The organism is Hydrogenophaga sp., from assembly GCF_026125785.1.
Lineage (GTDB): Bacteria > Pseudomonadota > Gammaproteobacteria > Burkholderiales > Burkholderiaceae_C > Hydrogenophaga.
This window is the reverse complement of sequence record NZ_JAHCKL010000006.1, coordinates 127,559-144,827: the sequence shown is the minus strand read 5'-3', so window position 1 is coordinate 144,827 and position 17,269 is coordinate 127,559. Positions and strand designations below refer to the sequence as shown.

General features: G+C 67.2%; 16 protein-coding genes. 8 read left to right on the top strand and 8 right to left on the bottom strand.

Annotated features, from left to right (window positions below; genetic code table 11):
- Window positions 1-7 precede the first annotated feature (7 nt).
- From KIT53_RS08665 to KIT53_RS08650, 4 genes are read right to left on the bottom strand one after another with little or no spacing between them, the layout of a single operon-like run.
- Complete coding sequence (locus tag KIT53_RS08665; protein ID WP_297750667.1) at window positions 8-1,240, bottom strand: MFS transporter; 1,233 nt, start codon at window positions 1,238-1,240, stop codon at window positions 8-10.
- A complete protein-coding gene (locus tag KIT53_RS08660) occupies window positions 1,237-2,337 on the bottom strand; it encodes a CaiB/BaiF CoA-transferase family protein (protein ID WP_297750664.1) in 1,101 nt (366 codons plus the stop codon). The genes KIT53_RS08665 and KIT53_RS08660 overlap by 4 nt, the downstream gene beginning before the upstream one ends.
- Before the next feature lie 27 nt (window positions 2,338-2,364).
- The gene (locus tag KIT53_RS08655; protein ID WP_297750661.1) at window positions 2,365-3,780 is read right to left on the bottom strand and encodes a hypothetical protein; all 1,416 of its coding nucleotides are present in this window, start codon (window positions 3,778-3,780) and stop codon (window positions 2,365-2,367) included.
- On the bottom strand, window positions 3,777-4,622 hold the full coding sequence (locus tag KIT53_RS08650) for a hypothetical protein (protein ID WP_297750658.1): 846 nt from the start codon (window positions 4,620-4,622) through the stop codon (window positions 3,777-3,779). The genes KIT53_RS08655 and KIT53_RS08650 overlap by 4 nt, the downstream gene beginning before the upstream one ends.
- A 190-nt stretch (window positions 4,623-4,812) precedes the next feature.
- On the opposite strand from KIT53_RS08650, the gene KIT53_RS08645 reads away from it, so the two are divergent.
- The 5 genes from KIT53_RS08645 to KIT53_RS08625 all read left to right on the top strand — a co-directional run bounded on the left by KIT53_RS08645 (window position 4,813) and on the right by KIT53_RS08625 (window position 10,141).
- Window positions 4,813-5,664, top strand: a complete 852-nt coding sequence (locus tag KIT53_RS08645; RefSeq protein ID WP_297750655.1) for a GntR family transcriptional regulator — start codon at window positions 4,813-4,815, stop codon at window positions 5,662-5,664.
- A 181-nt stretch (window positions 5,665-5,845) separates the two neighbouring features.
- Complete coding sequence (locus KIT53_RS08640; RefSeq protein ID WP_297750651.1) at window positions 5,846-7,087, top strand: amidohydrolase family protein; 1,242 nt, start codon at window positions 5,846-5,848, stop codon at window positions 7,085-7,087.
- A 90-nt stretch (window positions 7,088-7,177) separates the two neighbouring features.
- Window positions 7,178-7,579 (top strand): cupin domain-containing protein, encoded by a 402-nt coding sequence (locus KIT53_RS08635; RefSeq protein ID WP_297750648.1) that lies wholly within the window; start codon window positions 7,178-7,180, stop codon window positions 7,577-7,579.
- 88 nt (window positions 7,580-7,667) lie between these two features.
- A complete protein-coding gene (locus tag KIT53_RS08630) occupies window positions 7,668-8,645 on the top strand; it encodes a tripartite tricarboxylate transporter substrate binding protein (RefSeq protein WP_297750645.1) in 978 nt (325 codons plus the stop codon).
- A complete protein-coding gene (locus KIT53_RS08625) occupies window positions 8,642-10,141 on the top strand; it encodes an FAD-dependent oxidoreductase (RefSeq protein ID WP_297750641.1) in 1,500 nt (499 codons plus the stop codon). Before KIT53_RS08630 ends, KIT53_RS08625 begins: the two co-directional genes overlap by 4 nt.
- Before the next feature lie 15 nt (window positions 10,142-10,156).
- On the opposite strand, the gene KIT53_RS08620 is transcribed toward KIT53_RS08625, so the two are convergent.
- The 4 genes from KIT53_RS08620 to KIT53_RS08605 all read right to left on the bottom strand — a co-directional run bounded on the left by KIT53_RS08620 (window position 10,157) and on the right by KIT53_RS08605 (window position 12,971).
- A complete protein-coding gene (locus KIT53_RS08620) occupies window positions 10,157-10,900 on the bottom strand; it encodes a FadR/GntR family transcriptional regulator (RefSeq protein WP_297750638.1) in 744 nt (247 codons plus the stop codon).
- Window positions 10,901-10,997: 97 nt separating this feature from the next.
- Entirely contained in the window at window positions 10,998-11,318 is a 321-nt protein-coding gene (locus KIT53_RS08615) for an NIPSNAP family protein (protein WP_297750635.1), read from the bottom strand.
- 40 nt (window positions 11,319-11,358) lie between these two features.
- Window positions 11,359-11,781 carry an OB-fold domain-containing protein gene (locus KIT53_RS08610; RefSeq protein WP_297750632.1) on the bottom strand — a complete coding sequence of 141 codons (423 nt, stop codon included), beginning with the start codon at window positions 11,779-11,781 and terminating at the stop codon, window positions 11,359-11,361.
- Entirely contained in the window at window positions 11,778-12,971 is a 1,194-nt protein-coding gene (locus KIT53_RS08605; RefSeq protein WP_297750631.1) for a thiolase family protein, read from the bottom strand. The genes KIT53_RS08610 and KIT53_RS08605 overlap by 4 nt, the downstream gene beginning before the upstream one ends.
- A 189-nt stretch (window positions 12,972-13,160) precedes the next feature.
- Here KIT53_RS08605 and KIT53_RS08600 point away from each other — a divergent pair, with 189 nt between their 5' ends.
- Genes KIT53_RS08600 through KIT53_RS08590 form a run of 3 tightly spaced genes read left to right on the top strand, consistent with a single transcriptional unit; the run spans window position 13,161 to window position 17,267 of the window.
- The gene (locus KIT53_RS08600; RefSeq protein WP_297750628.1) at window positions 13,161-14,144 is read left to right on the top strand and encodes a flavin reductase; all 984 of its coding nucleotides are present in this window, start codon (window positions 13,161-13,163) and stop codon (window positions 14,142-14,144) included.
- A complete protein-coding gene (locus KIT53_RS08595) occupies window positions 14,141-15,901 on the top strand; it encodes an FAD-dependent oxidoreductase (protein WP_297750625.1) in 1,761 nt (586 codons plus the stop codon). Before KIT53_RS08600 ends, KIT53_RS08595 begins: the two co-directional genes overlap by 4 nt.
- A 46-nt stretch (window positions 15,902-15,947) precedes the next feature.
- Window positions 15,948-17,267 carry a Rieske 2Fe-2S domain-containing protein gene (locus KIT53_RS08590; protein ID WP_297750623.1) on the top strand — a complete coding sequence of 440 codons (1,320 nt, stop codon included), beginning with the start codon at window positions 15,948-15,950 and terminating at the stop codon, window positions 17,265-17,267.
- Window positions 17,268-17,269 lie beyond the last annotated feature (2 nt).

The following is a 17,269-nucleotide window of genomic DNA, read 5'->3' as shown; positions in this document are numbered from 1 at the left end:
GCCTGGTTCAACCCGCTGCAGAGGGCCGGCGGGCGAGCGCGCGGGCGAATGCCCAGCCGGTGAGCAGCAGGGCGCCGGCAGCGGTCAGCAGCATGGGGGCGTAGCCCAGGTGGTCGATCGTCCAGCCCGAGAGCGTGACGCCCAGCGCCTGGCCTCCGAACAGGCAGAACGCGAACAGCGCCACCGCCGTGCCGCGCGAAGCCGGTGCCATCTGCGTCGCATGTGTCTGCAGTGTGTTGTGGAACAGGTAGGTGCCAAAGCCCATCAGCAGGGCGATCGGGCCGGCGGCGATCCACCAGGGCGAGAGCCACAGCGAAAGGTAGGCCGCGGCCATGAGAATGCCGCCCACGAACACCATGCGGCGCTCGCCCAGCGAAGCCACCAGACGGCGCGCGCTCAAGGCATAGACCAGGCCGCCCACGGCGTAGAGCGCGATCAGGCCCGAGGCCAGCGCCAGCGTGAGGCCGTGGCGGGTGTGCAGGTAGGTGGGCAGGAAGGCCATCGGACCGAGCAGGAAGACGCCTTCGGCAGCGACCGCGAGCAGCACACGGCGCGCCCAGGGAATCTGCAGCACGGCCTGCAGATTGCGCAGAAAGAAGAAGGCGCCGCCCGTGTGCGTGGCGCTGGTCTGCTGCGTGGGCATGCGGCGCACGCGCGAGAGCAGCAGGCCTGCCACCAGCGTGAAACCGGCGGCGAGTGTGAAGAAGGCGCCGCGCCAGCCGGCCGCCAGATCGGCGAACAGGCCACCCGCGAGCTGTCCGGCCATCATGCCGGATAGGGTGCCGGTGAGGAAGCGTGCCAGCGTCGCCTGGCGTTGGGCATACGGCACGTTGTCGCCGATCCACGCCATGGCCAGCGGGATCACCCCGGCGGCGGCCATGCCCCAGGCCATGCGCGACCAGACCAGTGCGTCGAAGCCCGGTGCCAGCGCCGAGGCGAGCGCGCCCGCCGCGCAGCCGAACAGGGCCAGGCACATCAACCGGGCCTTGCCGTAGCGGTCGCCCAGGGGGCCGAACACCAGTTGCATCAGGCCATAGGCCACCGAGAAACTGATCACCACCTGGCCGGCGGCACCAGGGGTGATGCTGAAGTCGCGCGCCAGCCGGGGCAGCAGGCCGTCGCTGATGCGCAGGGCGGCGCCGCTGAAGAAGGCCGCGCAGGCCATCAGCAGGATGGTGCTGTCGCGCTGCGCGTCGTCGGCGGGCGACGACGTGGCCGTGGTGGCGGGCTCGCTGCTCACGCCCAGCGTGCCTTCACGTCGGCCGCCGTCGCCGCCGCCGAGGGCGTGGGGCCCTGGATGGCCGAGGGGGTGCGGGAGAAGCGGGGTGCGGGCGCCGGATGGCTCACGCCCTCCACGTCCACGAAGGCCTGCCGGGCCACGTTGTGGGGATGGGCAGGCACTTCGCTGAGTGGCAGCACCGGGGCGAAGCAGACGTCGGTGCCCTCCAGCAGATCCACCCACTCGGTGCGCGTCTTCGTGCGGAAGATGCGCTCGAAGGCGGCGTGCATCTCGGGCCAGCGGGAGCGGTCGGTCTGCACGCCATGCAACTCGGCTGGCAGGCCGACGCGCTCGCACAGTTCCTTGAAGAACTGGGGTTCGATGGGGCCCACGCAGATGTGCTGGCCATCCGAGGTCTCGTAGGCGCGGTAGTAGGGTGAGCCGCCGTCCAGCATGTTGCTGCCGCGCTCTTCCTTGAACAGGCCGCGGCGCTGGTGCGAGATGAAGTTGCTCATGAGCGAGATCGCGCCGTCGGTCATGGCGGCATCCACCACCTGGCCCTTGCCCGAGCGCTGGGCTTCGTGCAGCGCTGCCAGCACGCCCACCACCAGGTACAGGCTGCCGCCCCCGTAGTCGCCTACCAGGTTCAAGGGCGGCGTGGGCGCGCCGCCGGCCGGGCCGATGGCGTGCAGCGCGCCGGTGAGCGCGATGTAGTTGATGTCGTGCCCGGCCGCTTGCGCCAGGGGACCTTCCTGGCCCCAGCCGGTCATGCGGCCATAGACCAGGCGCGGATTGCGCGCGGCGACCACGTCGGGCCCGAAGCCCAGCCGCTCCATCACGCCGGGGCGGAAACCTTCGATCAGCACGTCCGCGTGTTCCAGCAGACCCATGACCTCTTCGCGCGCGGCGGGGTCCTTGAGATCGGCCATCACGACGCTGCGGCCCCGGCCGGTGATGTTGTTGGCATCGCCCAGCTTGCGCGTGGGGCGGTCGATGGTGACGACGTCCGCGCCCATGTCGGAGAGCAGCATGCAGGCGAACGGGCCGGGGCCGATGCCAGCGAATTCGATGACGCGCAGGCCGGCCAGTGGGCCGCGGGTGGACAGGGTGGAGGCCATGGTTGAAGTCCTTTCAGTGTAGGCAGTTCAGGTGGGGCCGCGCTGGAGCAGGGCAATGCTGCCCAGGAACAGCGTGGTGAGAGTGAGGTACAGCGGGGCGAAGACGCGGTTGAGCCTGAGGGTCACGGTCGTGATCGGGTAGCCGAAGTAGCGGCTGGCCATCAGCGCCATCATGGAAAACGGCGTGGCATAGCTGGCCAGGCCCCAGACCACCATGATCGTGGCCATGTGGATGATGGGTGGCAGCCCCACCATCTCCGGTGGAAACGCCGACCCCACCAGCACCACCGAGAGCACCGGATGGACCGCCATCATCGCCAGGGCGAGGATGAAGCCCATGAGCGCCAGACAGGCCAGGAAGGGCGAGAGGGCCAGCACCCCGCCGATGGCGCTGATCCAGTTGGCGGGGATCACGCTGGCGATCACCGTGCCGCCGCAGCCCGCGGCCATGAACAGCGCGGCCTCGCCCGCCAGCGCCGGCAGCTTGAGGTAGTCCTCGCGCAGGCGTTCGGTGGCCTGCGCCAGGCGCCGGGGCGCTGGCGACTGCAGAGTGTGCAGGCCCAGCACCACCAGCGGGATCAGCAGGATCAGGCCGGCCACCACCGGCACGTGCAGTGTGTGGGTGAAGGTGATCACCAGCGCGAGGAAGCCCGCCATCGCCAGCACCATGGGTACCAGGGCGCGCAACAAGGGCCCGCGCGGCAGCGGCGCGCGGGCGGGGTACACCCGGCCGCGCTGGCGCCAGAGGTCGAGCAGGGTGCCCAGAACGATGGCGCATCCCGCCATGGCCAGGCACAGCGGCAAGGCCAGCGTCCATTTCAGTCCCGGGTAGAGCGCCAGCAGGATGGTCAGGTTGCTGAACATCGGGCTCCACAGCGTCGCGGCGGCCAGGCTGCGCATGAGCGCGGCCACCATGGCCTGCCGGTCCTCGTCCACCGGGACCTCGCCCTTGGCGGCCATGTCCATCAGCATGCTCACGCCGGCCATGCCCATCAGGCCGCCGAAGAGCTGGCAGGCCAGCGAAAGCACCAGGTAGCGGCTGCGCAGGCCCGAACCGAGCAGGTAGCGCGCCACCACGTCGGTCTTGGGGCTGTTGAGCGCTGCGCGGGCCATCAGCGTTACCGAAGCGATCACGGAAATCATCATGCCGCCGATGGCCACGCCTCTGCTCAGGCTCTGGAACGGCTCATTCGCCAGCGGCAGCAGCACCACGGTGAGGATGCCCAGCACGGTGGTGACGCGGCGGATGCTGGGCGGCATGCGCCAGCGTTCGCGCACCAGAAAGCCCAGCGCGGCCACCCCCACCAGGGCCACTGCGCCCGGGTGGGGGTGGAACAGATTGACCAGGGTGCCCAGCATCACCGCCACCAGCAGCACCGCGCTGCGGGTGGCGCGCCCGGCCGCTGGTGCGTCGGGGCCGCTGGCGTCGGCTGGCGAACTCACTCGAGCAACAGCAGCGCGGCTTCCTTCGCCGTCTGGCCCACCTTCACACCCTTGTCGCGCGCCGGCTGGTTGCAGGCACTGATGACGCCGTCGAAGTAGGTGCTCTGGCCGTCACCCATGCGTGCGGTGAGTGCGCTCACCGAGGCGCCGGGAATGCCGTCGGGTTCGACCGCCTCCAGCGCGGACACGCCGGAGTCGTTCTTGCCCACGCCGCCATCGGAGCAGATGAAGGCCCAGGGACGGTAGTCGCGGAAGTAGCCGATCACGCTGCGCCCGGTATGACCGGCGGTGCACAGCACGTTGCGGTTCTTGTCCTCGGGCAGGGCGTAGGCGATGGAGTCGGTGCAGACGATGCTGCGGCCGTTGGACGCGGTGTGGATGACGCGGCGGCGGGTCGGCTCGAACACCGCCGGCTTCTTCTCCCGGGTCTGGAAGTAGCGGGCGACATCGCTGGCCTTCATGCCAGGTTCGATGCCCAGGGCCTGCGCGGCATCGTTCACCCGGCTCACGATGCCGTTGTCGTAGAGGTCGCTGCCGTTGCCCATTTCCGCGGTCATCACGTCCACGGCCGCGGAAGGCACGCCCAAGGCTTCGTAGTACCAGAGCCCGGCAATGCCGGCGCCGTCCTTGCCGATGGCGCAGTCCAGGCCGATCACGGCACTGGGCTTGGCCGACATGACCATGCGGGCGCAGAGCACGCCGCTGTAAGACGCATTGACCACCACGTCGCCGATGGTGCCTGGCGCGGAGGCCACGTAGGACTCCACATAGGTGGCCGAATCGAAGACGAGCACGCGGCCATGGGCGGTTTCGACGATGCGCGGGGCGTGGGTGGCTGCCATGAATTTCCTTTGGGTACCGAGGGTTCAGGAGATGGTCGTAGACCTTGCTAAATGCTGTAATGGTAAGTCCATTTGGGAAAATGGCTGCGCCAACCCCCTCAGGAGAGGGATGCGCCCACCCCGTACTGCTATGCTGTCGCCCACCGTTGCGCGGCCCGCGTACGGAGCACAGAGAGGAAGGATCAACCGCATGGAGCCGACGCAGGATCTCGCATTCCAGCAAATCAAGACCCGCCGGGTGTTCGAGGAAATCTGCGAGCAGATCCGCAACCGCCTGAGCACCGGCGCCCTCAAGCCCGGCGACAAGCTGCCGGCCGAGCGAGAACTGGCGCTGGAATTCAAGGTGAGCCGGCCCGCCGTGCGCGAGGCACTGCGCACGCTGGAGATCTCCGGCGTGGTGTCCTTGCAGAAGGGCGTCAAGGGCGGCACCTTCATCCGCGACGGCAACCCCGCCATGCTCACGCAATCGCTGCAGGACCTGATGTTCCTCGGGCGCGTGACGCTGCGCAGCCTGGCCGAGGCGCGCGTGCTCATCAACGGTCTGGTGATCAAGCTGGCCTGCGAACGCGCCACGGAGGAGGACTTCCGGGCGATCGAGGAGAACATCGCCTTCATAGAGAGCAGTGACGAAATCCTGCACCGGGCCAATGCGGGCGTGATGTTCTTCCGGCTGATCGCCAAGGCCACGCGCAACGAGGTGCTGATGATGCTGGTGGATTCGCTCAGCGACATCATCCGCGTGGTGATCGACCGCACCGGCCGCGTGGCGCGGCCCGAACTGGTCGCCGTGCGCAAGCGCATCCTCAAGGCCATGCGCGCGCGCGATGCCGACAGCGCCACCAAGGCCATGAACGAGTACCTGTCGGTGGTGCACCAGGGCATGGACGCCGACCCGATTGAGGTGATGCGCCCCGGCCGCGCCGTGGCCGCCGTGGCCAAGGACTCCCTGCCTGTGGGCAAGGCGGCGCCCAAGGCCGCCACCACCCGCCGGGCGCCTTCCAGGCCGGCGACCAAGGCGGTGCGCGGCGCTGGCGCGCGCTGAACCCGGGCCCGCTCACACCCCCGGTTCAACGCCAGACACCCCGCAGACGCCGTGCGTCCGCGGGGTGTTTCGTTTTGTGCCCAACCGCCAGGCGTGGCTTGACAGGGCTTCGGTCAGGCTTCTAAAATGGTCATACCATTCAAACCGAATGCCCGATCAACCACCACGAGGATCTCTCACCATGAGCGAAATTGTCGTCAACGAAGCCAATCAATGGCGCCTGAACACGCCCGGCGCGCAAGGCTGGGACAAGTCGGCCCAGCCCGGGGCTGCCAACAAGTACCTGATGATTTCGTCCGATACGCATGCCAACGAGCCCGGCAATCTCTGGGCCGAGCGCATCGACGCCAAGTACCGCGACCGTCTGCCCAAGGTGTGGATCGATGAGAAGGGCGTGCAGTGGCGCAAGATGGAAGCCTCCGAGCAGCCGGACCGCCTGATCCTGGCCAAGCTGGAGGGCGAGGATCTGGCCCGCTCCAAGGCGGGCGCCACCGCTTCCGAGCGCGGCCCGAGCGTGGAACAGCGCATCAAGGATCTGGACATGGATGGCATCGACGGCGAGGTCATCTTCCCTGGCAAGGGTCTGGGCATGTGGTACACGTTCGACCCCGATTTCGCGCACGCGCAGTGCGAGGTCTACAACACCTGGGCCTGGGAGAACTTCGGTCCCTACGTGGACCGCCTCTCGCCGGCCGCCGCTCTGGCCACCGGCAACATCGAAGCCACGATGAAGGAAATTGACCGCTGCCTGAAGCTGGGTTTCCGCCACTTCACGCTGCCTTGCAAGCCGCTGTTCGGCCCGCCCAAGACCAATGAGCTGAACTACAACAAGGTGGAATTCGACCCGATGTGGGCCCGCTTCGTCGAGGCCGATGTGCCGGTGTCCTTCCACGTCTCCACCGGCAAGGACCCGCGCACCACGCGCGGCCTGGGTGGGGCCGTGGTGAACTATGTTGTGCACTCGCTCTCGCCCACGCTGGAGCCCCTGGTCAACATCTGCGCCTCCGGTGTGGCCGAGCGTTTCCCCGAGCTGAAGTTCGGCAGCGTCGAGGCCGGCATCGGCTGGGTGCCATGGATGCTGGATGCCATGGACGAGGCTTATCTGAAGCACCACTTCTGGGTGCGCCCCAAGCTCAAGGCACTGCCTTCGGACTACTTCAAGGCCAAGGGCTTCGCCACCTTCGGTGAAGACCGCGCCGGCCTGGCCCTGATGGAAGAGCATGGCCTGCAGGACAACTTCATGTGGGCCAACGACTACCCGCACCATGAAGGCACCTGGCCGCATTCGGCCCAGGCCATTGAGCGGCAGATGGGCGGCATCAGCGAAATCAGCCGCGCCAAGGTGCTGGGCACGAACGCCGCCAAGGTGTTTGGCTTCAAGGAAGTGCTCGCCAAGTACGAGGCCGCCAGCAAGAAGGCCTGATGCCCTCTTCGCGGCGCCGGAACATGGTCTTGCCGTGTTCCGGCGCTTTTGCACGTCTGATTCCCTGCAACCTCAAGGAGACATGCCGCCATGGCCGCGTTCACGCCTTTCCATCCCCAGCACGAGAAGCTGGGCGAGGACGAATCCCGCTACGTCGATGTCCAGAGCATCCCCTGGAAGCCCACGCCTACGCCGGGCATCGACATGAAGATCCTGATGCAGGACGACGCCAGCGGCCTGCTCACCGCGCTGTTCCGCTGGCAGCCGGGGACGCAGCTTCCGCTGCACGAACACGTCGAGATCGAGCAGACGTACGTGCTCTCGGGCAGCATCGTCGATGACGAGGGCGAGGTGCGCGAAGGCGACTACGTCTGGCGTCCCAAGGGCAACCGCCACCTCGCACGCTCGCCTGGCGGCGCGCTGGTGCTGTCGTTCTTTCTCAAGCCCAACAAGTTCCTGGAAGGCGAGCACGCGGGCAAGGAACTGAAGTAAACGTTCCCGCCACGCTCTTGCTCGCATCCGCCAACATGCCGCCCTCCGAGGCGGCTTTTGCGTTGACGTACCTATCATTGGATCCCTCATGAAACTCGTCCGGCGTGTCTTCCTTGCCTGTGCGGCTGCCCTGCTGGCAGGTGGGCCCGTCTTGACGCAAGCCGCCAGCGGCTTTCCGGCCAAGCCGATCCGTATCGTGGTGCCTTACCCCGCCGGCGGGCTGTCGGATTTCCAGATCCGTGCCATGGCCGAACCTCTGGGCCGCCTGCTGGGCCAGACCGTCATCGTGGACAACAAGCCCGGCGCATCCGGAGCCATCGGCACCCAGGCGGTGGCGACCTCCGCGCCGGACGGCCACACGCTGGTGTTCGTGAACAACGGCTTCGTCATCACGCCGCTGCTCAACCCCAAGGCCGGCTACGACGCGCTGCGCGACTTCACCGCCGTGTCGCTGGTGACCACTTCGCCCATGGTCCTGGTGGTCAACAACGAGGTGCCTGCCGACAACGTGGCCGAGTTCATCGACTACATCCGGTCACGCCCCGCCGGCATCGAATACGGTTCGGCGGGTACGGCGTCCTTTGGCCACATGGCCACGGCGCTGTTCTCCCAGGCCACCGGCCTGAACATGGTGCATGTGCCCTACAAGGGCGAGGCCCCCATGACCATGGCCTTGCGCACGGGTGAGGTCAAGGCGCTGATCACCACGCCCTCCCCGACGATGATGAGCGCCGTGCGTACCGGGCAGTTGCGCCTGTTGGGTGTGGCCTCGCAACGCCCGGCCCCGCTGCTGCCGGGGGTGCGCCCGATCGCCGAGACGGTGCCTGGCTATGCGGCCGAGGTCTGGTTCGGCCTGTTCGCGCCGGCCGGAACGCCTCCCGAACATGTGGCCCGTCTCAACGAGGCGCTGGCCAAGGTGCTGGCCCTGCCGGAAATCCGCGAGAAATACGCCGGGGTCGGGGCACTGGCGACGCACAGCTCACCGGCCGCCTTCAACGAGATCGCGCGCAGCGAGTCCGCCCGCTGGGCCGACCTGATTCGCCGTACAGGACTGAAAGCCGAATGAAACTCGAATGCGATGTGCTGGTCGTTGGTGCGGGCGCCTCCGGGCTTTCCGCCGCCATCGAGGCCGCGGACCACGGAGCCGGCGTCATCGTGCTGGAGAAGAATTCCATGCCCGGTGGCAGCAGCCGCCTCTCCGTGGGGTCGATCAATGCGGCCGGCTCCAGCCTGCAGAAGCGGGCCGGCATCGTGGACACGCCGGACGAGCACTTCGCCGACATGGACCACTTCATGGGCCCGTTTGCCGGCAAGGACAACCTGGCCCTGCGGCGCCTGCTGGTGGACAACGCGGCGGCCTCGCTGGAGTGGCTGATGTCGCACGGCCTGTGCTTCTACGGCCCGACGGCGGATCCGCCACACCGGCATCCGCGCATGCACAACGTGCTGCCCAACTCTCGCGCGTATCCCTATTACCTGGGGCGCGCGGCGCGCCGCCGGGGTGTGGACATCCGGCTGGACGCGCCGGTGTTGCAGATCCTGCGTGATGAGGGCGATGGCGGCGTGCGCGGTGCGCTCGCGCGCATCGGAGGCCAACCGGTGGAGGTACTGGCACGCTCGGGTGTGGTGCTGGCTTCTGGCGACTACAGCAACGACCCCGAGATCAAACAGCGCTTCCGCCCCGAACTCGCGGCCATTCCGGCCATCAACCCCACAGCCACTGGCGATGGCCACAAGCTGGGCGAGGCGTTGGGCGCACGCATGGTCAATGGCGAGGTGGTCTACGGTCCGGGGCTGCGTTTCATGGAACCCAGCCAGCCCAGCCTGGTGCGGCGCCTGCCGCCGTCATGGCTGCTGGGCAAGCTCATGCAGTGGGCGCTCAACAGCTTGCCGGCATCGTTGTTCCGGCCCTTCGTCATGTCGTTCATGACCGCGTCGCTCGGACCGGAAGCTGCGCTGTTGCGCGCGGGCGCCGTGCTGGTCAACCGGGAAGGTCGCCGCTTCGTCGACGAACTGGTGCAGCCAGGCCTGGCGATCGCGCAGCAGCCCGCAGGACATGCCTGGCTGGTGTTCGACAGCCGCGTGGCGCAGATGTTTTCCGGGCCTCCGCACTATGTGTCCACCGCGCCGGGCGTGGCGTTTGCCTACCTGCCCGACTACCAGCGGCATCGCCCGGACCTGTACCACCGCGCCGACAGCCTGGAAGCCTTGGCCAGCAGCGTGGGCCTGCCGCCGGATGCCCTGCGCCAGGCCATCGACAGCCACAACGCGGGCCTGGTGACAGACACTGCACGGGCCGGTGGTGTGGTCCAGGGGCCTTTCCATGCGCTGGGCCCGCTGGAGAGCCGCATCGTCATCACCGACGGCGGGCTGGCCGTCAACACCAGCCACCAGGTGCTGCGCGGTGACGAGGTGGTTCCCCGCCTCTATGCGGCGGGCGCCGTGGGGCAGGGAGGGGCGCTGCTGGCCGGCAATGGGCACCACATCTGCTGGGCCGTGACTTCCGGCCGGCGCGCCGGGCGCTTCGCTGCGCAGCGGCTTGCGCCGCAGCCCCTGGCGTGAAGGCGCCTTGAACGCTCAGGCGGCCTGCTTGCGCGAGTTCCAGAGATCCAGGTACTTGGTCTCCAGGCGCTGCAGGAACTTGGTCATCTCGGCTTCCGCGGCGTCGGCATCGCGGTCCCGCAGGTGCTTGAGCAGGCGCTTGCGCGAAGGCAGCGTGTAGGCGTTGTCGCTGGGGCCGATGACGCTGATGAACTGGCGCATGAGTTCGCTCATGCCTTCCACGGTGATCTGGATGATGGGGTTGCGCGTGGCGCTGGCCAGGATGTTGTGGAAGTCGCGGTGCAGCTCGGCGCGCAGCTCGAAGTTGCCCGCCTTCTGAGCCGCGGCCGCCGCCGCCACGTTCTCCTCCAGCGCCTGGAGGTCCTCGTCGGTCCGGCGTTCACAGGCCACGCGGACCACGATGGCGCTGATCCAGGTCCGTGCTTCGGTGAGATGCTGGGGCGTGATCGCGCCGAGGTGGTAGAGGTCGCGCAGGCCGTTAACGATGACGCCGGAGCTGCCGGGCAGCACGAAAGCACCGCCTGTGGCGCCCTTGCGCAGTTCGATCATGCCCGAGAGCTCCAGGGCACGCAGCGCCTCGCGCAGCGTATTGCGGCTCACATTGAACTTGGCCGACAGCTCGCGCTCGGCCGGCAGGCGGTCACCCGGCTTGAGCTTGCCGGTGGCCACCAGTTCCCGGATCTGGTTGGCGATCTCCTCGAAGGCGCGCTGCGGCGTGATCGGGGCGAAACCTAGCGCGGATGCGGGTGCGTGGTTCATGCGTGTAGTCGGAGTGAACGGTGCGCTCATTTTACCGACCGGCCGGTTGGCGATGGTCGCCGAATACACACGCCACGCGCGCGCGGGGTGACGCGGGTCACACCGAGAACGGCACGGCCATCAGCAGCTCGTTGCTGATCTTGGCCACCACCGGACCGTCCTTCTCGCTCTCGGCCAGTGCCTTGGCCCACTCAGGGTCGTTGCGGAAAGCCACCCAGGCCTTGTCGCGCTGCTCGTGCGAGTCCCATTCCAGGATGTACTTGATCTGCAGGTTGTCGTCGCCCACGGCCACGGTGAACAGGGGGCCGCGCCGAAAGCCGTGTTTCTTGAACAGGCCCAGGGTGGCGGTCTCGAAGCGCTTGAGCACGATGGGCAACTTGCCCGGCAGGCAGGTGTAGGTACGCAGTTCGTAGAACATGCTTGTCTCCGTCAGGTTGGAAAAATGGGGGGGTGTGGCTTCAAGCCGGCCGCGAGGCGAACAGCGGGCCATCCTCGTACTGCAGCACGACCAGTTCCATGGGGATGCCCGGCTTGAACTCGATGCCTTCGCGCTCGATCATGCGGGTGGCGATGCGCAGGCCGATGTCCAGGTCCACCACGCAGACCGCGTACGGCGACTCCTCGGTGAACACTTTGGGCGCGGCATGGATGCGGGTCCATGAATAGAGCGTGCCGCGTGCACTGAGGTCCTTCCAGACCATGTCCTCGGACCAGCAGTGCGGGCAGACCTTTTTGGGCGGAAAGGTGAACTTGCCGCAGGCCTGGCAGCAGGTCGACTGCCAGCGCCCCTGGGACAGGCCTTCCCAGAAAGGTTGGGTGAACGCGGAGACGCGCGGCGGGTAGGCCCGCTTGCGGGCGACGGGAATCAGTTCGAGGGTCATCGCACGGCCTCCAGCACGTGAATCAGGGCGGCGTTGTAGTTGCCGAGTTCGCCCGTGGCCAGGCCCAGGCGGGCGTCCTTGACCTGGCGGTCGCCGGCACGGCCGCGCAACTGGTCGGCCACTTCGACCATGTTGTAGAGCGAGGTCACGTAAGCCGGGTGGCCACGCGAGGTGAGGCCGCCAGACGTGGAAATGGGGATGCGTCCGCCCAGGCGCGTCTGCCCTTCCAGCGCACCCGGCGCACCCTGGCCGCGCTTGAAGAAACCCACCGCCTCGCTGACCAGGATCTCGACGATGGTGCAGGGGGCATAGAACTCGGCAAAGTCGATGTCGTCCGCGCCGATGCCGGCTTCCTTGTACGCGGTGGCCGAAGCCTGCTTGGCCGCGATCAGCTCGGTCATGTCGTTGGGGACTTCGTTGATCTGGTGCGAACCATCGTGGAAGAAACCCCGGCCTCGCACCAGCACATACGGGCGTCCGAGCGACTTGGCGACCTCTTCAGAGGCCAGCACCAGGCAGGCTGCGCCGTCGCTGCGGCCGGGCACGTCGTAGAGGCCCAGCGGCTCGACGATGGGGCGCTGGGCCACCACCTCTTCCAGGGTGATGGGCTTGCGGTACTGCGCCAGCGGATTGAGCGAGGCGTGGTGGCGGTTTTTCACCGCCACCGACCCGAACTGTTCACGGGTCGCGCCATGGTCGTGCATGTAGCGCATGGCGTCCATGGCGTACCAGGAAATCGGGATGAAGCCGGCGGTGGCGTGGAAGTCCACGTCGCCCGTAGAGCGCATGCTGCTCATGGCATGGTCCACGGACGGCGTGGCGGCCTCCATGTTGATGCCCAGGGCCAGCGCCACGTCGGTGCGCCCCAGCATGATCTCGTTGCAGGCTTGGTCGAAGGCCAGCGCGGCGGTCATGCCATTGCCCATCACCTCCATCACGTTGCCCGTGCAAGGCAGGCGCAGGTGACTCACCAGAAAGGTGTGGAAGTACTTCTGCAGCGTGTAGGGGCGGGTGACGGTGAAGATCAGGCTCTGGATGTCCTTGCGGTCCACGCCCGCATCCTTCACGGCGTCCACCACCAGCTTGCTCATGATTTCCTGTTCAAGCACCTGCAGCGGCTCATCCGATCTGGTCTGGTGACGACCCACCGGAATGGCGCTGGTGCCGACAATGGCAACCCGTCTCGTCATGCTGTGTTCCTCTTGTTGGTTGACGGTTCAGTATATCTGCAATGGACTGACCATTCGAGGAAAAAACCGTTCGCATGTGTTCTTTCAGATGCCATGCATATGTATTGGTAATACCATTGACGAAAATAGGCGGTAGGGCCATAATGCCCCGATGCGTCCTGCCGGCGCACTTCCCATCAGGAGACATCCATGTCCGAATCCGCCAGCCAGGTCGCCGAGAAGCAAGAGGTCAGCCTCTTCGACGTGCGGGCTTTCCGCAATGCGCTGGGGGCCTTTCCCACCGGAGTGGCGATCATCACCACGGCCGGCGCGGACGGTCGCCCCATCGGACTGACGTGCAATTCATTCAGTTCGGTGTCGCTTGAGCCTCCGCTGGTGTCCTGGGGGCTGCGCATCAACAGCAAGAGCCTGGAAGCCTTCCGCAGCGCCGGCGCCTTCGCCATCAACATCCTGGCCGAGGACCAGAAGGATCTTTCCAACCGGTTCGCCAGCGGCCAGATCGCCGACAAGTTCGAGGGCGTGGCCTGGCGTGCGGGCCACCGTGGGCTGCCCATCATCGAGGACTGCGTCGCCACCTTCGAGTGCGACAAGTTCGCCGAACATCTCGCGGGGGACCACGTGCTCTTCCTGGGGCAGGTGGCCAAGTTCGATCACGGCCGCCACGAGGACTCCCTGGTGTTCTACAAGGGGGCCTACATGATGCTCACGCAGTCCCTGCGCGAACTGGCATCGCGCGGGCGCATGGAGCCGCAGAACCTCGACCAGGCTCGGCGCCTGGTGAACTGCATGCTCCTGCGCCTGGCCTGCGAAAACGGTGTGGACGAGGACTTCGATGCCATCGAACACAACATTCTGCAGATCGAGCAACTGGTGGCGCCGGAGGAGCGCGAGCAACGCGCGGAGGCCAGCCTGGAGTTCTTTCGCCTGATCACCCGTGCCGCGCACAACGAGGTGCTGGTCGTGGTCTCCGAGACGCTGACCAACATCATGCGCCAGATCCTCAAGGCGGATTCTTCGCTGCGTTACCGGCCTGACCTGGTGCCGGTGCGCAAACAGATCCTCTCGCACCTGCGCCGCCGGGATGCGGACGCCGCGGAGGCCGCCATGTCGCATTATTTCGACGAGATGCGCCGTGGCACCGTGGCCAACCAGACTTCCACCGCAGCGCCATGAGCCAGGCCGAGCCGACCTCCTTTGCCGAATGCGACGTGCTGGTCATCGGCGCGGGCGCTGGCGGCCTTTCCACCGCCATCACCGCGAAGCACCACGGGCTGGACGTGGTGGTGGTGGAGAAGGCAGACACGTTCGGCGGAACCACCGCCTTCTCGGGTGGGGTGCTCTGGATCCCCGGCAATCCGCACGCGCGCAAAGCCGGCATACAGGACAGCCGCGAGGCCGCCATGCGCTACATGCGCGCGGAAACAGGAGCCTTCTTCGACCAGCCCGCGGTAGAGGCTTTCATTGACCGCGGCCCGGAGATGGTGGCGTTCTTCGAACGCGAGACCTCGGTGAAGTTCGTCCCCACGCTGTACCCGGACTACCACCCGGACGTAGACGGGGGCGTCGATATCGGGCGCTCCATCCTGGCCGCGCCCTACGACATCCGGGGACTGGGCCATGACATGGCCCGGCTGCGGCCGCCGCTACAGACCATCACCTTCATCGGCATGATGTTCAACTCGTCGAACGCCGATCTCAAGCATTTCTTCAACGCCACCAAGTCGTTCAAGTCGGCGATGTACGTGTGCAAGCGCCTGCTCAACCACGTCAAGGAACTGGTGCTGTACCGGCGTGGCGTGCAAGTGACCAGCGGCAATGCGCTGGCCGCGCGGCTGGCCAAATCCGCGCTGGACCTGAACATCCCCATCCACACCTCCACGCCCGCGAGCGGGCTCATCGTCGAACAAGGGCGCGTGGTCGGCGCGCGCGTGGCGGGACCGCAGGGCGAGCGCGTGATTCGTGCGCGCAAGGGCGTGGTGCTGGCCGCTGGCGGCTTTGCTCACGACAAGGCACGCATCGAGCGAGCCTACCCGCACCTGCGGCGAGGCGGCGAGCATTTTTCTCCGGTGCCGGCGGAAAACACCGGCGACGGCGCACGCATGGCCGAACAGGTGGGCGGCACGGTGCCGATCCGCTTCACCTCCGCCGCGGCCTGGATGCCTACCTCCAAGGTGCCGCGCAAGGACGGCAGTTTCGGCGCCTTCCCGCACCTGCTGGACCGCTACAAGCCGGGCATCATCGGCGTGCTTCGCAATGGCCGGCGCTTCACCAACGAGTCGAACTCCTACCACGACGTGGGCGCGGCCATGATCGAGGCTTGCCGCGACCAGCGCGAGACCGCGATGTGGCTGGTCTGCGACCAGGCCACCATCGGCAAGTACGGCTTGGGCTACGCCAAGCCCGCGCCGATGCCGCTGGGTGGTTTCGTGCGCAACGGCTACCTGGTCAAGGGCCGTACGCTGGCTGAACTGGCGCGCAATGCGGGCCTGGACCCGGTGGGCCTGGAGGAAACGGTGCGCCAGTACAACGAAGGTGCTGTGCGCGGTGAGGACCCCGCGTTCGGCCGCGGCCGGACGTCCTTCAACCGGTACCTGGCCGACCCCGAGCACAAGCCCAACCCTTGCGTAGCGCCGATCGGTGACGGACCTTACTACGCGCTCAAGCTGCTGGTGGGCGACCTGGGGAGCTTCGACGGCATCACCACCGACCTGGCGGGCCGCGTGACCGGCCCGCACGGAGCGCCGGTTCCCGGGCTGTTCGCCGTCGGCAACGACCGCGCCAGCGTGATGGGTGGCAACTACCCCGGCGCAGGGATTACGCTGGGCCCCATCCTGACCTTTGGCTACCTCACCGGGCGCTACCTGGCCGGGTTGGAGCCCATGCTGGCTCAGGACCAGGCCTCCCGGACCACAACGGCCGAGCCGGCCTGAGCGCTTTCCTTTCCAACGAATCCCCCACGACAGGAGACTCTTCCCCATGCTTTCCCGCGAAGACAACGAACTGCTGGTGCGCGTCGGCCCCGATGCGCCCATGGGCAAGCTCATGCGTTTGTACTGGTTGCCGTTCCTGCCTTCGACGGATCTCGAAGCGAATGGGCAGCCGGTGCGCGTGCGCCTGCTGGGCGAAGACCTGATCGCGTTCCGCGATGGCGAAGGCCGCCTGGGTCTGGTGGACCATGTGTGCCCGCACCGCGGTGCGCCATTGATCTTCGCGCGCAATGAAGACTGCGGCCTGCGCTGTGTCTACCACGGCTGGAAGTTCGATGTGAACGGCCAGGTCGTGGACATGCCCGCCGAGCCCGAGGACAGTCGCCTCAAGTCCAAGGTGAAGATCAAGAGCTACCCCTGCGTGGAGCGCAATGGCGTGGTCTGGGCCTACATGGGGCCCGACCAGGACGCGCCGCCGCCGCTGCCGGCGCTGGAGTGGAACATGGTGCCGCAGGAGAACGTGCACGTGAGCTTCCGTGTGCAGGAGTGCAACTGGCTGCAGGCGGTCGAGGGAGAGATCGACTCGGCTCACGCGGCCATCCTGCACGGTCGCATCGACTCGCAGGGTGCCATCAACGAGTGGGTGGCCAAGAAGGACCTGCGCCCGGTGTTCGAGTGCCAGCGCGGTGACCAGGGCATGAGCATCGCCTCTCGCCGCGTGCTGGACGAAGACACCTGGTACTGGCGCGTCAACCAGTTCCTGCTGCCCTTCTACACGCTGGTGCCTCCGCAATCCAAGTACCCCGAGCTCAGCGGCCATGCCTGGGTGCCGATCGACGACGAGAACACGATGTGCATCATGTTTTCGTACCACCCCTCGCAGCCGCTGTACGAGAAGACCCGCAAGCTCTTCATCGAGGGCCACGCGGGCCGCGAGACCGGCCACGCCAGCGAGCATGCGTTCGCGCCCCGGCCGGTGAGTGTGCCCTTTGCCAAGTACTGGACCAAGTTCAACCTCGAAAACGGTTTCCGCTTCAACTACGACACGCAGACCAAGACCTGGTTCTCCGGTCTGCCCGGCCTGTGGGTGCAGGACGCCGCCTGCCAGTCGGGCGTGGCACCCATCTACGACCGCAGCCAGGAGCACCTGGGCATCAGCGACACCGGCATCGCCATGACGCGGCGCCTCCTGCTGGAGACCGTGCGCAACCTCGACCAGCGCCAGACGCGCCCGCCGCGCTACGCCGATCCGGAGCTCTGGATGGTCCGTGCGGTCTCGCTCACCTTGCCGGCCAAGGCTTCCTGGCAGGAACAAGGCGCCGAGCACATGCGCGCGCGCCTGGGTGCGGACTTTGGCTACGCGCCTTAAGG

Coding starts and splice junctions, on each gene's coding strand:
- KIT53_RS08635 (WP_297750648.1), top strand. CDS start 7,178: ATGGCCGCGTTCACGCCTTTCCATCCCCAGCACGAGAAGCTGGGCGAG.
- KIT53_RS08620 (WP_297750638.1), bottom strand. CDS start 10,900: ATGAACCACGCACCCGCATCCGCGCTAGGTTTCGCCCCGATCACGCCG.
- KIT53_RS08650 (WP_297750658.1), bottom strand. CDS start 4,622: ATGGCAGCCACCCACGCCCCGCGCATCGTCGAAACCGCCCATGGCCGC.
- KIT53_RS08615 (WP_297750635.1), bottom strand. CDS start 11,318: ATGTTCTACGAACTGCGTACCTACACCTGCCTGCCGGGCAAGTTGCCC.
- KIT53_RS08640 (WP_297750651.1), top strand. CDS start 5,846: ATGAGCGAAATTGTCGTCAACGAAGCCAATCAATGGCGCCTGAACACG.
- KIT53_RS08610 (WP_297750632.1), bottom strand. CDS start 11,781: ATGACCCTCGAACTGATTCCCGTCGCCCGCAAGCGGGCCTACCCGCCG.
- KIT53_RS08605 (WP_297750631.1), bottom strand. CDS start 12,971: ATGACGAGACGGGTTGCCATTGTCGGCACCAGCGCCATTCCGGTGGGT.
- KIT53_RS08660 (WP_297750664.1), bottom strand. CDS start 2,337: ATGGCCTCCACCCTGTCCACCCGCGGCCCACTGGCCGGCCTGCGCGTC.
- KIT53_RS08630 (WP_297750645.1), top strand. CDS start 7,668: ATGAAACTCGTCCGGCGTGTCTTCCTTGCCTGTGCGGCTGCCCTGCTG.
- KIT53_RS08590 (WP_297750623.1), top strand. CDS start 15,948: ATGCTTTCCCGCGAAGACAACGAACTGCTGGTGCGCGTCGGCCCCGAT.
- KIT53_RS08595 (WP_297750625.1), top strand. CDS start 14,141: ATGAGCCAGGCCGAGCCGACCTCCTTTGCCGAATGCGACGTGCTGGTC.
- KIT53_RS08600 (WP_297750628.1), top strand. CDS start 13,161: ATGTCCGAATCCGCCAGCCAGGTCGCCGAGAAGCAAGAGGTCAGCCTC.
- KIT53_RS08625 (WP_297750641.1), top strand. CDS start 8,642: ATGAAACTCGAATGCGATGTGCTGGTCGTTGGTGCGGGCGCCTCCGGG.
- KIT53_RS08645 (WP_297750655.1), top strand. CDS start 4,813: ATGGAGCCGACGCAGGATCTCGCATTCCAGCAAATCAAGACCCGCCGG.